Source organism: Burkholderia sp. BKH01 (assembly GCF_025685725.1).
GTDB lineage: Bacteria > Pseudomonadota > Gammaproteobacteria > Burkholderiales > Burkholderiaceae > Burkholderia > Burkholderia pyrrocinia_C.
The window spans coordinates 12,683-27,307 of record NZ_JAOTQT010000021.1; the positions used below are offsets into that span (position 1 = coordinate 12,683).

Genomic DNA, 14,625 nt, shown 5'->3' on the forward strand with positions numbered 1-14,625 from the left:
CGACCGAAGGAAACGCCATCATGAAACTCATCGTCATCGGCCACGGCATGGTCGGCCACAAGCTCCTCGAATGCGTCGCGGCGGAAGCGGGCACGGCGGGCGCGCTGCAGGTCACCGTGCTCGGCGAGGAACCGCGCCCGGCCTACGATCGCGTGCACCTGTCCGAATTCTTCGCGGGCAAGTCGGCGGACGACCTGTCGCTCGTCGAACCCGGTTTCTTCGAGCGCCATCCGCAGTTCGACCTGCGCCTGAACGCACGGGTCGCATCGATCGACCGCGCCGCGCATACGGTCACGCTCGCGTCGGGCGAAACGCTCGCGTACGACAAGCTGGTGCTCGCGACGGGCTCGCGCCCGTTCGTGCCGCCGATGCCGGGGCACGATCGCGCCGGCTGCTTCGTGTACCGGACGATCGAGGATCTCGAAGCGATGCAGGCGTGCGGCACGCACGCGAAGCGCGGCGTCGTGGTCGGCGGCGGGCTGCTCGGCCTCGAATGCGCGAAGGCGCTGCGCGACATGGGGCTCGACACGCACGTCGTCGAATTCGCGCCGCGCCTGATGGCCGTGCAGGTCGACGATGGCGGCGGCCGGATGCTGCGCGCGAAGATCGAGGCGCTCGGCGTGACCGTGCATACGGGCAAGAACACGCTCGAGATCGTCGATGGCGAAGAGGGCACGCACCGGATGGCGTTCGCCGACGGCACGCACCTTGATGCCGACATGATCGTGTTCTCGGCCGGCATCCGCGCGCGCGACGAGCTGGCGCGTGCATGCGGGCTCGACGTCGGCCCGCGCGGCGGCGTCGCGATCGACGACGCATGCCGCACGAGCGACGCCGACATCTACGCGATCGGCGAATGCGCGGCGTGGAACGGCATGGTGTACGGCCTCGTCGCACCCGGCTACGACATGGCGCGGGTGGTCGCGAAGCAGCTCGGCGGCGACGTGAACGAGGCACCCGCTTTCGCCGGCGCCGACATGAGCACGAAGCTGAAGCTGATGGGCGTCGACGTCGCGAGCATCGGCGATGCGCACGGCACGACGGCCGGCAGCCGCACGTACCAGTACGCGGACGAGCGCCGCCAGGTCTACAAGAAGCTCGTGGTGTCCGACTGCGGCAAGTTCCTGCACGGCGCGGTGATGGTCGGCGACGCGGCGGAATACGGCACGCTGCTGCAGATGATGCTGAACCGCATCGAGCTGCCGGAGTCGCCCGAATTCCTGATCCTGCCGTCGTCGGACGGCGCGGCGAAGCCGGCGATCGGCGTCGACGCGCTGCCGGACGGCGCCCAGATCTGCTCGTGCAACAACGTGTCGAAGTCGCAGATCTGCACGGCGGTCGCCGACGGCGCGACCAGCCTCGGCGCGCTGAAGTCGTGCACGGGCGCCGGCACGTCGTGCGGCGGCTGCGTGCCGCTCGTCACGCAGATCATGAAGGCCGAGATGAAGAAGCAGGGCCTCGCGGTCAACAATCATCTGTGCGAGCACTTCCCGCATTCGCGCCAGGAACTGTTCCACCTGATCCGCGTCGAGCGCATCACGACGTTCGACGAACTGCTCGCGAAGCACGGCCACGGGCTCGGCTGCGACGTGTGCAAGCCGGCCGTCGCGGGCATCCTCGCGTCGTGCTTCAACGAGTTCGTGCTGAAGAAGGAACATGCGGGGCTGCAGGATTCGAACGACTACTACCTCGCGAACATCCAGCGCGACGGCACGTATTCGGTCGTGCCGCGCATGCCGGGCGGCGAGGTCACGCCGGAAGGGCTGATCGCGGTCGGGCAGGTCGCGCAGAAGTACGGGCTCTATACGAAGATCACCGGCGGCCAGCGTGTCGACCTGTTCGGCGCGCGCGTCGAGCAGCTGCCGTCGATCTGGGAAGAGCTGATCGCGGCCGGCTTCGAATCGGGGCATGCGTACGGCAAGGCGCTGCGCACCGTGAAGTCGTGCGTCGGCTCGACGTGGTGCCGCTATGGCGTCGACGATTCGGTCGGCCTCGCGATCGACCTCGAGAACCGCTACAAGGGCCTGCGCGCGCCGCACAAGATCAAGTTCGGCGTATCGGGCTGCACGCGCGAGTGCGCGGAAGCGCAGGGCAAGGACGTCGGCATCATCGCGACCGAGAAGGGCTGGAACCTTTACGTGTGCGGCAACGGCGGGATGAAGCCGCGCCACGCGGAACTGCTCGCGTCCGACCTCGATCGCGCCACGCTGATGCGCTATATCGACCGCTTCCTGATGTTCTACGTGCGCACGGCCGACCGGCTGCAACGCACGAGCGTATGGCGCGACAACCTCGAAGGCGGGCTCGACTACCTGGCCGACGTGGTCGTGCACGACAAGCTCGGGATCGCGGCCGAACTCGAAGCCGACATGCAGCGCGTGGTCGACACCTACGAGTGCGAATGGAAGAAGGCCGTGACCGATCCCGACACGCGCAAGCGCTTCCGCCACTTCGTGAACAGCGATGCGCCGGACGCGAACATCGCGTTCGTCGAGACGCGCGGCCAGATTCGCCCCGCGACGCCCGACGAGCGCGTGCGCGGCAAGCCCGTGACGATTCCCGTCGTCGCCGAAAGCGCGACGCAGGCCGTCACCGAATCCGCAACCGTTTGACCCTGACCGACACCAGTGTCTTTTCCAAGGAGCCCATCATGAACGATCGTCTTCCGCTGTCCTGGACCCGCGTGTGCCCGCTCGACGACATCGTGCCGAACACCGGCGTGTGCGCGCTCGTCAACGGCGAGCAGGTCGCGGTGTTTCACGTCGCGCACGCCGACGGCGGCGTGTTCGCGATCGACAACGTCGATCCCGTGTCGCAGGCGGCCGTGATGTCGCGCGGGCTGATCGGCAGCCTCGGCGAGCGCGTCGTCGTCGCGTCGCCGCTGTACAAGCAGCATTTCGACCTGCGCACCGGCGAATGCCTCGAAGCGCCCGAGCAGTCGGTGAGCGCGTATCCGTCGCGGGTCGAGGACGGCTTCGTGTGGATCGCGGCCTGACCGCCCCGGAGCGCGCATGACCGCCACCCCCGTCAAGAGCGTGTGCCCGTACTGCGGCGTCGGCTGCGGGATGGTGCTGCACGTCGAGGATGGCGAGGTCGTCAAGGTGTCCGGCGACTCCGACCATCCGACCAACTTCGGGCGGCTGTGCACGAAGGGTTCGTCGGCGCACGTCGCGCTGCGCCGCTCCGGACGGCTCGACCGCGCGTTCGTGCGCCGTGCGCGCGAGGACGACCTCGTGCCGCTGCCGGCGCGCGACGCGATCGCCGAGACCGCGCGCCGCCTGCGCGCGGTGCTCGATGCGCACGGCCCCGACGCGCTGTCGTTCTACGTGTCGGGGCAGATGTCGATCGAGGCGCAATACCTCGTCAACAAGCTCGCGAAGGGCTTCGTCGGCACCAACAACATCGAGTCGAACTCGCGCCTCTGCATGGCGAGCGCGAGCACCGGCTACAAGCAGTCGCTCGGCGCGGACGGCCCGCCCGGGTCGTACCAGGATTTCGATCGCGCGAACCTGTTCTTCGTGATCGGCGCGAACATGGCCGACTGCCATCCGATCCTGTTCCTGCGGATGATGGATCGCGTGAAGGCCGGCGCGAAGCTGATCGTCGTCGATCCGCGCCGCACCGGTACGGCCGACAAGGCCGACCTGTTCCTGCAGATCCGGCCCGGCACCGATCTCGCGCTGACGAACGGGCTGCTGCACCTGTTGCATGCGAACGGCCGCACCGATGCCGCGTTCATCGACGCGTACACCGAAGGCTGGGACGCGATGCCCGCGTTCCTCGCCGACTACACGCCCGAGCGCGTCGCGGAAATCACGGGGCTCGCGGAAGCCGACCTGCGCACGGCCGCGCAATGGATCGGCGACGCGCAGGAGTGGATGAGCTGCTGGACGATGGGGCTCAACCAGAGCACGCACGGCGTGTGGAACACCAACGCGATCTGCAACCTGCATCTCGCGACGGGCCGCATCTGCCGCCCCGGCAGCGGGCCGTTCTCGCTGACCGGCCAGCCGAACGCGATGGGCGGGCGCGAGATGGGCTACATGGGCGCCGGCCTGCCGGGCCAGCGCTCGGTGCTGTCCGACGACGACCGGCGCTTCGTCGAGAACCTGTGGCGCGTGCCGGCCGGCACGCTGCGCAAGGAAACCGGCCACGGCACCGTCGACCTGTTCTCGCGGATGGCGGCCGGCGACATCAAGGCGTGCTGGATCGTCTGCACGAACCCGGTCGCGACCGTGCCGAACCGGCAGAACGTGATCGCCGGGCTGCAGGCCGCGGAGCTCGTGATCGCGCAGGACGCGTTCCTCGACACCGAGACCAACCGCTACGCGGACATCCTGCTGCCCGGCGCGCTGTGGGCCGAGGGCGACGGCGTGATGGTCAACTCCGAGCGCAACATGACGCTGATGCACGCGGCGGTCGCGCCGCCCGGCGACGCGCTGCCCGACTGGCGCATCGTCGCGGAAGTCGCGCGCGCGATGGGCTTCGGCGACGCGTTCGACTATGCGTCGGCGGCCGACGTGTTCGACGAGATCGTGCGTTTCTCGAATCCGGCGACGGGCTACGACCTGCGCGGCGCGAGCCATGCGGCGCTGCGCGATGGCCCGGTGCAGTGGCCGGTCGCGCCGGGCACCGCGCGCGAGCGGCACCCGATCCGCTACCTGAACGACGGCGTGAGCCAGACGCCGCGCACGGCGGCCGACGGGAGCGATGCGCCGCATCTCGCGTTCCCGACGCCGTCGGGCAAGGCGCGCTTTTTCGCGCGGCCGCACGTCGCGCCGGCCGAGCTGCCCGACGACACGTTCCCGATCGTGCTGAACACCGGGCGGCTGCAGCATCAATGGCACACGATGACGAAGACGGGCAAGGTCGCGATGCTGAACAAGCTGAACCCGCGCCCGTTCGTCGAGCTTCACCCGGACGATGCGAGCGCGCTCGGCATCGCCGCGAAGGACAGCGTCGAGATCCGTTCGGCGCGCGGCCGCGCGGTGCTGCCGGCCGTCGTGACCGAGCGCGTGCGGCGCGGCAACTGCTTCGCGCCGATGCACTGGAACGACGTGTACGGCGACGACCTGTGCATCAACGCGGTGACGAACGACGCGATCGATGCCGAATCGCAGCAACCCGAACTGAAATATTGCGCGGTCGCGCTGCGGCGCGTCGAGACCGACGCGTTCGCGTCCGCCGACGACGAGACGGCGCAACCCGATGCATGCGCCGACGACGCACGGCCCGCTTCGGCGATGGTGCAGGCCACTGCTTCACAGGAATCCGACATGGCAGACATCGACACTTTCGCGGCCGAGCTCGGCGTGACCGACCTCGCGCCGCCGCCGCTGACCGACACCGAGCGGCTGTACGTGGCCGGCCTCGTCAGCGGGCTGAAGGCGAGCGCCGGCCGGCGCGAGGGCGGCGTGCCGGTGCTGCCGGCCGGCGCGCCGCTCACGCCGCCGGTGCGGTTCTGGCTCGACGGGATGCTCGCGGGCCTGTTCAGCCGTTCGCTGCCCGTGAGTTCGCAGGTTGCCGTTGCATCGGCATTGCCGGCCGATGCCGCCGCGCCCGGCGGCGTGCGGATCGTGCGCACGCGCCCGAAGGTCGTGCTGCTGTGGGCGTCGCAGACCGGCAACATCGAATCGCTGACCGAGGATTACGCGACGCAGCTGATGAACGCAGGCTTCGAGATCCGCACCGCGTGCATGTCCGACTATCCGGTCGCGTCGCTCGCGGGCGCGCAATACGTGCTGCTGATGACGAGCACGTTCGGCGATGGCGATGCGCCCGACAACGGCAGCGAGTTCTGGGACGCGCTGCAGGCCGGCAGCGCCGCGCGCCTCGACGGCGTGCACTTCGCGGTGCTCGCGTTCGGCGATCGCAACTACGACCGGTTCTGCGGCCACGGCCGCCGGCTCGACGCGCGGCTCGCGGAACTCGGCGCGGCACGCCTGTGCGCGCGGGTCGATTGCGATGTCGAATTCCAGAACGATGCGGACCAGTGGCTCGAACGCGTCGTCGCGCGGATCAAGGAGGCCGATGCCGCGCTGCATGCGGTGCCGTCGGGCGGAATGAGCCCGTCGGGGCTGCTGCCGTCGAAGGCGCATCCGGCGCCGTCGAAGCTCGTCGCGAACCTGCGGCTCAACCGTCCGGGCGCCGCGAAGGACACGCGTTATGTGTCGCTGTCGACCGAAGGCGCGAACCTCGAATACGAAACCGGCGACGCACTCGGCGTGTGGCCGACCAACTGCCCGGAGCTGGTCGACGAGTTGCTGTCCGTCACCGCGCTGAAGGCCGACGCACCCGTGTCGGTGGCGGGCGTCGGCGACGTGCGGCTCGGCGATGCGCTCGCGCGCCACTTCGACATCACGCGCCCGCATCCGGACACGCTTGCGTTCATCGCATCGCGCAGTGCGAACGGCGCGCTGAAGTCGCTGCTCGGCGACGATCGCAAGGGCGACCTGAAGCAATGGTTGTGGGGGCAGCAGCTTGCGGACGTGCTGCACGAGTTTCCGGTCGAGCTGTCGGGCACCGAGCTGGTCGGGATGCTGAAGCGGCTGCAGCCGCGCCTTTATTCGATCGCATCGAGCCCGAGCGCGCATCGGGGCGAGATCCACCTGACCGTGTCGGCCGTGCGTTATCACAACGGCCGGCGCGCGCGCAAAGGCGTTGCATCGACGTTTCTCGCCGATCGCGCGGACGACGGCCGCGTGCCGGTGTTCGTGCAGAAGTCCGCGCATTTCCGGCCGCCGGTGAACGGCGACGTGCCGATCGTGATGGTCGGCCCGGGCACCGGCGTCGCGCCGTTCCGCGGCTTCCTGCATGAGCGGCAGGCGCGCGGCGCGCGCGGGCGCAACTGGCTGTTCTTCGGCGAGCAGCACGCGCAGACCGACTTCTATTACGGCGACGAGCTGGGCGCGATGCACGACAGCGGCTTCCTGACGCGGCTCGATCTCGCGTTCTCGCGCGACCAGGCCGACAAGATCTACGTGCAGGACCGGATGCGCGAGCAGGGCGCCGAGTTGTTCGCCTGGCTGGAGGAAGGCGCGCACTTCTACGTGTGCGGCGACGCGTCGCGGATGGCGAAGGATGTCGATACGGCGTTGAAGGCGGTCGTCGCCGAGCACGGCGGGATGTCGGACGACGACGCGAGCGACTACGTCGCGCGGCTCGCGAAGGCGCGGCGCTACATGCGGGACGTGTATTGAACGCAGGCGGGGCGGCTCGACGCGGCCGTGCCGGCTTGCTGGCCCGGCACGGTGGCCGGTCAGCCGGCGGCGATCCGGGCTGTCGGGATGGCCGTTCTGCAACGCGTTTCCGCCGCCGGGCGTCGAAGCGGCGAGCTGGACCGTGACGATGGGGATCGGGCAGTGCGTCGTGCCGAGATTGCCGGCGTCGTGGCTGCGCGAGGGGCCCGCCGGTGATTTCGTGCTCGCCCGCGCAGCCCGGCCGGGAGAATTTCCCCCAAATGCGCGGTCCGTCATTCATCAGATGAAAAAACCGCTCCGGTTCCCGGTATGATGCGCACCTTGCGTTTATCGGCCGCACGAATTTGATGCGATGTTAACGCGTCCCGCGTGCCACAAAACCGCACAATGCGGGCCCGAAAGATTCTGTAATATAAATTCCGTATACTCGTAAGTTCTGATCCAGGCGCCACCTGCCTCCGTCTTCGGCCGACCGCCCACGCAGAACAACCAGATATGTCGCCGCCGGGCCATCCCGCGCCGCGACTCGCTATGCACCACCACTGAACAACCTATGTCTTCCCGCCACCCTGGGTCGCCGGGCCGTGCCGCGGCGGCGATCGCCCGTGCCTCGGCGCTGGTTCGCAACGAGCGCGTGCTGTCGCCGCTGCTCGCGTTCGGCATCGGCCTGCTGCTGATCGTCGTGTTCCAGCACCTGTCGGAATCCGTCGACTACCGGTCGGTGATCCGCCAGTTGCGCCACATGTCCGTCGGCGAATGGGGCGCGTCGCTGGCCGCGACGGCCCTCAGCTATCTCGCGCTCGTCGCCCGCGACGCGGTCGGCCTGCGTTATGTCGGCGCGAAGGTGCCGCGCGTCGCGCTGTGGATCGGCGCGATCGCCGGTTCCGCGCTCGGCAACGCGACCGGCTTCGGCGCGCTGACGGGCGGCGCGGTCCGCGCGCGCGTGTACGGCGTGTCGGGCGTCACGCCCGCGCAGATCGGCCGGATGACGGTGTTCACGAGCGGCACGCTGGCGCTTGCGATGGTGCTGATGACGGCGGTCGGCATGGTCTGCGTGCCGGAGGCGCTCGCCGCGATGCTGCACGTCGCGCCCGGCGTGCTCACCTGGAGCGGCGCCGCGCTGCTCGTGGCGCTGGCCGCGCTGGTCGTCATGTGCGGCAACACCGCGCGCCCGGTCGTCACGCGCTTCAAGTGGCTGTCGTTCGACGTGCCGGCGCGGCGCGATCTCGTCGCGCAGGTCGTCTACGCGGTGCTCGACGTCGTCGCCGCGGGCCTGACGCTGTGGGTGCTGCTGCCGGCCGCGCCGGTCGGCTTCCCGACCTTCATCACCGTGTACGCGGCCGCGCTGCTGCTCGGGATGATCGGCCATACGCCGGGCGGGATCGGCGTGTTCGAAGCCGCGATGGTCTTCACGCTCGGCCGCGAAGTGCCCGCGCACGCGATGGTCGCCGCGCTGATCGCGTATCGCGCGATCTACTTCGGCGTGCCGCTCGTGCTGTCGGCCGGCCTGCTGGCCGGTTTCGAGGGCCGCGCGCTGCGGCGCCGGCTCGTGACGCGGCAGGCCGCGCGCGTGTCGCTGCTCGCGCCGCTGTTCCTGAGCCTCGTGACCTTCGCGGTCGGCAGCATGCTGGTGATCTCGAGCGCGACGCCCGCGTTCTGGCACCGGATCGCGATCCTGCGCCACCTCGTGCCGCTGTGGGTGCTCGAAGGCTCGCAGGTGATCTGCAGCGTGCTCGGCGTCGCGCTGCTGTTCGTCGCGCGCGGGCTGCTGCGCCGCCTTGACGGCGCATGGTGGATGACCTTCGCGTTGACGCTCGCGAGCCTCGCGCTGTCGCTGGCGAAGGGCCTCGCGTTCGTCGAGGCCGGCGTGCTCGGCACGCTGCTGGTGCTGCTGCTCGTCAGCCGCCGCCGCTTCAACCGTCATTCGTCGCTGCTCGCCGAGCGCTTCACGGTGAGCTGGTTCGTGTCGGTGACGATGGTGCTGATGCTGGCGGTGTGGGTGCTGTTCTTCGCGTTCCGCGACGTGCCGTACACACGCGAGCTGTGGTCGCATTTCTCGTTCGACGCGCGCGCGCCGCGTGCGCTGCGCGCGACGCTCGCGGCCGGCGTGTTCGTCGCGATGTTCGCGCTGTGGCAATTGCTGCGCCCGGCGCCCGGCCGTTTCGTGAAGCCTGCGCCGCAGGATCTGTTCGATGCCGAACGGATCATCCGCGCGCAGGAATGCAGCGATGCGGGCCTCGCGCTGATGGGCGACAAGTCGTTCCTGTTCTCGGAATCGCGCCAGGCGTTCCTGATGTACGCGAAGTACGGCCGCACGTGGGCCGCGCTGCACGACCCGGTCGGGCCGCGCGAGGAATGGCCGGCGCTGATCGGCAAGTTCATTGCGCTCGCGCACGCGCACAGCGGCCGCGCGGCGTTCTACCAGGTGCGCGCGAACGCGTTGCCGCTGTATCTCGACGCGGGGCTCACGCTGATGAAGCTCGGCGAGGAAGCGCATATCGCGCTCGACCAGTTCGACCTGAAGGGCTCGAACCGCTCGCACCTGCGCTACGCGCTGCGCCGCGGCGACAAGGACGCACTGACGGTCGAGGTGATCGCGCCGGGCGACGTGCCGGTCGCGCTGCCGGCGCTGCGCGACATCTCGGACGGCTGGCTCGACAGCCGCGACGCGCGCGAGAAGAGCTTCTCGGTTGCCGCGTTCCACGACGGTTATCTCGCGACGCAGTCGGTGATGCTCGTGCGGCAGGCCGACAAGCCGATCGCGTTCGTCACGTTCATGACGACCGACCTCAACACCGAGGCGACGGTCGGCGTGATGCGCCATCTGCCGGACGCGTCGCCGTACGCGATGGAGTATCTGTTCACGCAGCTCGCGCTGCATCTGAAGGAAGCGGGTTTCCGCAAGCTGAGCCTGGGCATCGCGCCGTTCTCGGGGATGGGGGCGGCGAAGATGCCGTCGCCGTGGCACCGGCTCGGGCTGATGGTCTGGCGCTTCGGCGGCCGCTTCTACAACTTCCGCGGCTTGCGCGCTTTCAAGAGCAAGTTCGAACCGCACTGGGAGCCGCGTTACCTCGCGGCCTCGGGCTCGGTCGGCGTGTTCGTCACGCTTGCGGATCTGTCATTGCTGGCTGGAGGTCGGCGTTCATGATGTCGAAGAAGGGAATCGCGCGGGCGGCAGCCGCCTGCGCGGGAATGATGCTGGCCGGCGCCGCGTGCGCCGCGCAACCGGCCGCCGTGAAGGCCGAAATCGTGTCGGGCGGCCGCTACGGGCCCGTCACCGTGACCAAGCCGAGCGGGCCGCTGCGCGGCTTCGTCGTGCTGTTCTCGCGTGAGGCCGGCTGGAATGCCGCCGATCAGCAGGCCGCCGATGCGCTCGCGAAGGCCGGTGCGATGACGGTCGGCGTCGATTCCGAGCGTTATGCGACGAACCTCGCCGCGAAGCAGGAGACCTGCCATCACCTCGACGGCGACGCCGAGGCGGTCAGCCACCAGCTCGAACGTCTCGCGCAGTCGTCGCGCTATTTCACGCCGATCGTCGCGGGCGTGGGCCGGGGTGGTGCGATCGCGAAGCAGATCCTGGCGATGGCGCCGGAGAGCACGATCGCCGGCGTCGTATCGGTCGCCCCGGCACCGAAGCTCGATCCGCGCTTCAAGCCGTGCCCGCCCGATCCGACGATCGTGCGCCGCGCGATGCCGGGTTTTGTCGAAACGGCTGCCGCGGGCGACACCACGAAGCTCGTGTCGCTCGTCGCGTCGCACCTGCGGGACAACAGCAGCAGCGGTGACGAACTCGACGTGTCGGACCTGCCGCTCGTCGAGCTGCCGGCCAAGGGCGGCAGCGACCGGCTCGCGATCGTGATCTCGGGCGACGGCGGCTGGCGCGATCTCGACAAGACGATCGCCGAGGCGCTGCAGCGCGATGGCGTGTCGGTGGTCGGCATCGACAGCCTGCGCTATTTCTGGAGCGAGAAGCCGCCCGCGCAGGTGAGCCGCGATCTCGCGCGCGTGATGCGCACCTACATGGCACGCTGGCATGCGAACCGTGTCGCGCTGGTCGGCTATTCGTTCGGCGCCGACGTGATGCCGTTCGCGTACAACCGGCTGCCGGGCGACCTGCGCGACAAGGTCGCGGTGATGTCGCTGCTCGGCTTCGCGCCGTCCGCCGATTTCCAGATCCGCGTGACGGGCTGGCTCGGCATGCCCGCGAGCGACAACGCGCTGAAGGTTGCGCCGGAAATCGCGAAGGTGCCGCCGCAGCTCGTGCAGTGCTTCTATGGCGCGGAAGAGAAGGACACGATGTGTCCGGCGCTCGTGAACACCGGTGCCGACGTGATCAAGACGCAGGGCGATCACCACTTCGGCCGCGACTACCTCGCGCTCGAGAAGAAGATCCTCGGCGGGTTCGGCAAGCCGGTGGCGGCGCGCTGAACGCCGGCGCCCGCTTCGCGGCGGGCGCCGGCCGGTTTGCTTCCGGTTCATCGTACGGGCGGCCAGCGTGCCGCCCGTTTCATTTTCCGGCTTGCGCCGCCGTGCCGTGCGGCGGCGTTGCCGTTCTCGCATCGCGCTGATAGAAGCCGGGAAACCGGTCGAGTTGCCGCCGCGCGGCCGCGATGTCCGCGCCGTCGCCGAGCACCGCGCTCGAAAACCCCGTGCGTTCCATCAGCAGCAGCTGGTCGACCAGCACGTCGCCGGTCGCGCGCAGGTCGCCGGCAAAGCCGAAGCGCTTGCGCAGCAGGTATGCCTGGCTGTACGCACGGCCGTCGGTAAACGACGGGAACTGCAGGTCGATGCGCGCGGCCTGCGCGATCCGCGCGGCAAGCGGCGGTAGTTCCTCGTCGTTGCCGATCGTCAGCGTCGAATCGTCGTGTTCCTGCGTATCGCCCGCGTGTTCGGCCGGCGTCAGCAGCCGGATGCGTGCGTTCGTGCTTGCGTTGTCGCTGGCTGGCTTCATGCGTGCTCCGCCTGGTGGCGCGCGTCGTTCGCGGCGGCCTTGAAGGGTTCCGCGCCGATGCGGAGCACCGTGTCGATGAATCGTTCGCTGCGACCGTTCGCCTCGATCCGCGCGTCGAGATACACGTTGACGATCGCGTCGACGACATCGACGATCTCGTCCGCCGAGAACGACGGGCCGATCACCTTGCCCGGCCGCGCGGGGCCGCTCGCGATCGAGCCGTCCGACCCGCCGAGCGTCACCTGGTACCACTCCGCGCCGTCCTTGTCGACGCCGAGGATGCCGAGGTGGCCGCTGTGATGGTGGCCGCACGAGTTGATGCAGCCGCTGATGTGCAGGTCGATGTCGCCGACGTCGTGCAGCAGGTCGAGATCCTGGAAGCGCTCGGCGATCGCATCGGCGATCGGGATCGAGCGCGCGTTCGCGAGCGCGCAGAAGTCGCCGCCCGGGCACGCGATCATGTCGGTCAGCAGCCCGACGTTCGCGCTGGCGAGTCCGATCGCGCGTGCGTTCTCCCACAGCAGGAACAGGTCGTCGACATGTACCCACGGCAGCACGACGTTCTGCGTATGCGTGACGCGTGCCTCGCCGGCCGAGTAGCGGTCGGCGAGATCGGCGAGCGCGTCGAGCTGGTCCGGCGACGCGTCGCCGGGCGCCTGCAGGCGGCGCTTGAACGACAGCGTGACGATACGCAGCGCCGGGTCGCGGTGCGCGGCGACATTGCGCGCGAGCCAGCGCGCGAATGCCGGATGGCGGCTCGCCTGTGCGGACATGCGCGCATTCGCGTCGGGCAGGTCGAGCGTGCGCGGCTTGAGCCGCGGCGGCACGAACGACGCGGCGACGCGATCGAATTCGGCCTGCGAAATCGTGTGCGGGCCGCCGTCATGGTCGACGATCTGGCGGAACTCCTCCTCGACGTCGTCGATGTAGCGCTGCCCCTCGGTCTTGACGAGAATCTTGATCCGCGCCTTGTACTTGTTGTCGCGCCGCCCGTAGCGGTTGTACACGCGGACGATCGCCTCGATGTAGTTCATCACGTGCCGCCACGGCAGGAACGCGCGCAGCAGCGTTGCGATCATCGGCGTGCGGCCCATCCCGCCGCCGACGCTCACGCGAAAGCCGAGCTCGCCCGTGTCGTCGCGCACGAGCTTCAGCCCGACGTCGTGCCAGTCGGTCGCCGCGCGGTCTTCGGCGGCGCCGGTGATCGCGATCTTGAACTTGCGCGGCAGGAACGCGAACTCGGGGTGCAGCGTCGTCCACTGGCGCATCACTTCGGCGAACGGGCGCGGATCGGCGATCTCGTCCGGCGCGACACCCGCGCGCTCGTCGCACGAGATATTGCGGATGCAGTTGCCGCTCGTCTGGATGCCGTGCATGTCGACGGTCGCGAGCAGGTCCATCACGTCGGCCGCCTTCGCGAGCGGAATCCAGTTGAACTGCACGTTGGTGCGCGTCGTGAAGTGCGCGCTGCGGGTCGGCAGGCGCAGCGTGCCGAGCAATGCCTGCGCGTCGCTCGCGGCGCGGTAGGTGGCGTCGTCGGGCACGTCGTAGTCGCGCGCGATCCGCGCGAGCACGCGAAGCTGCGCGCTCGACAGTTCGCCGTACGGCACGGCGACGCGCAGCATCGGCGCGTGGCGCTGCACATACCAGCCGTTCTGCAGGCGCAGCGGCCGGAACGCGTCCTCGCTCAGCGTGCCGTGCTGCCAGCGCTCGAGCTGGTCGCGAAACTGGGCGGCGCGGCTGTGCACGAGCGCCCGGTCGAAATCGGTATATCGATACATGACGTGATACGCGAGAGGAGCCGCGGCGCGGCATGCGCACGGCTCGGAGGGGCGTTGCGACGGATGTCGGGCAACGGAAGACAGCGTAGGGAACGCGGTGCGGCGGGACAAGCAGCAGATCGGGACGAAAAGGGCGCAGCAGATGGCGGGCCCGGCGCCGGCGCGGGGCGGGCATGCGTCGATGCCCGTGGCGGTTTTACGCGTCGGCGTCGACGACGAGCGCCGGATCGAGCGCGCGGATGCGCTGGTCGACGAAGTAGCCGCCGCCTTCCTGATAGCGCAGGAACAGGCGGCCGCACGAGCGGCAGCGGCTGACGTTGCAGCGGTTGTACGGGAAATGACGCAGCGCGATCGGTGCATCGTCCGACGCGTAGCGCGTACCGGCCGGATGATATTCCGCATAGGTCGGCTCCGCATCGCCGGGCGGCACGAGCGTGGCTACTTCGGCCAGTTGCGCTTCCGGCAGCGACAGCGGCAGGCTCGTCCATCCGGCGAGCGAGGTCTTCGTGCACGTGCAAGGCTGCGTGACATGCGCCGCTTCGGCCGCCAGTTTCAACAGCGCGTCGTGATCGAGGTAGGGCAGTTGGCTCATGGGAATTCTTGAAAAAGCGCCGAGACCGGCAATGTAACCCGCGCGCGGATTGGCTGCATGGCCGTGGCCCGCGTGTCGGCGGCGCGCATCGTGCCCATCGCG

The 14,625-nt window shown here is 69.4% G+C and carries 8 protein-coding genes; 5 read left to right on the forward strand and 3 right to left on the reverse strand.

What is annotated here, in order from left to right; translation table 11 throughout:
- The first annotated feature begins 20 nt into the window (after positions 1 to 20).
- From nirB to OEJ37_RS25500, 5 genes are all read left to right on the forward strand, one after another.
- Complete coding sequence (nirB, locus tag OEJ37_RS25480; protein ID WP_263346755.1) at positions 21 to 2,612, forward strand: nitrite reductase large subunit NirB; 2,592 nt, start codon at positions 21 to 23, stop codon at positions 2,610 to 2,612.
- Positions 2,613 to 2,650: 38 nt separating this feature from the next.
- Entirely contained in the window at positions 2,651 to 2,995 is a 345-nt protein-coding gene (gene nirD, locus OEJ37_RS25485; RefSeq protein WP_047903106.1) for a nitrite reductase small subunit NirD, read from the forward strand.
- Between the two features lie 16 nt (positions 2,996 to 3,011).
- On the forward strand, positions 3,012 to 7,199 hold the full coding sequence (locus OEJ37_RS25490; RefSeq protein WP_263346758.1) for a bifunctional nitrate reductase/sulfite reductase flavoprotein subunit alpha: 4,188 nt from the start codon (positions 3,012 to 3,014) through the stop codon (positions 7,197 to 7,199).
- Positions 7,200 to 7,752: 553 nt separating this feature from the next.
- The gene (gene mprF, locus OEJ37_RS25495) at positions 7,753 to 10,347 is read left to right on the forward strand and encodes a bifunctional lysylphosphatidylglycerol flippase/synthetase MprF (protein WP_263346760.1); all 2,595 of its coding nucleotides are present in this window, start codon (positions 7,753 to 7,755) and stop codon (positions 10,345 to 10,347) included.
- Positions 10,344 to 11,627: a virulence factor family protein gene (locus tag OEJ37_RS25500; RefSeq protein WP_263346761.1), complete on the forward strand. Its 1,284-nt coding sequence runs from the start codon at positions 10,344 to 10,346 to the stop codon at positions 11,625 to 11,627. The genes mprF and OEJ37_RS25500 overlap by 4 nt, the downstream gene beginning before the upstream one ends.
- 79 nt (positions 11,628 to 11,706) lie before the next feature.
- Here OEJ37_RS25500 and OEJ37_RS25505 read toward each other — a convergent pair whose 3' ends face one another.
- From OEJ37_RS25505 to OEJ37_RS25515, 3 genes are all read right to left on the reverse strand, one after another.
- Positions 11,707 to 12,150, reverse strand: coding sequence for a DUF934 domain-containing protein (locus tag OEJ37_RS25505; protein ID WP_174418640.1), 444 nt, complete (start codon positions 12,148 to 12,150; stop codon positions 11,707 to 11,709).
- Positions 12,147 to 13,931, reverse strand: coding sequence for a nitrite/sulfite reductase (locus OEJ37_RS25510; protein ID WP_263346762.1), 1,785 nt, complete (start codon positions 13,929 to 13,931; stop codon positions 12,147 to 12,149). The genes OEJ37_RS25505 and OEJ37_RS25510 overlap by 4 nt, the downstream gene beginning before the upstream one ends.
- Positions 13,932 to 14,127: 196 nt before the next feature.
- Positions 14,128 to 14,523, reverse strand: coding sequence for a hypothetical protein (locus OEJ37_RS25515; protein WP_263346763.1), 396 nt, complete (start codon positions 14,521 to 14,523; stop codon positions 14,128 to 14,130).
- Positions 14,524 to 14,625: the final 102 nt, after the last annotated feature.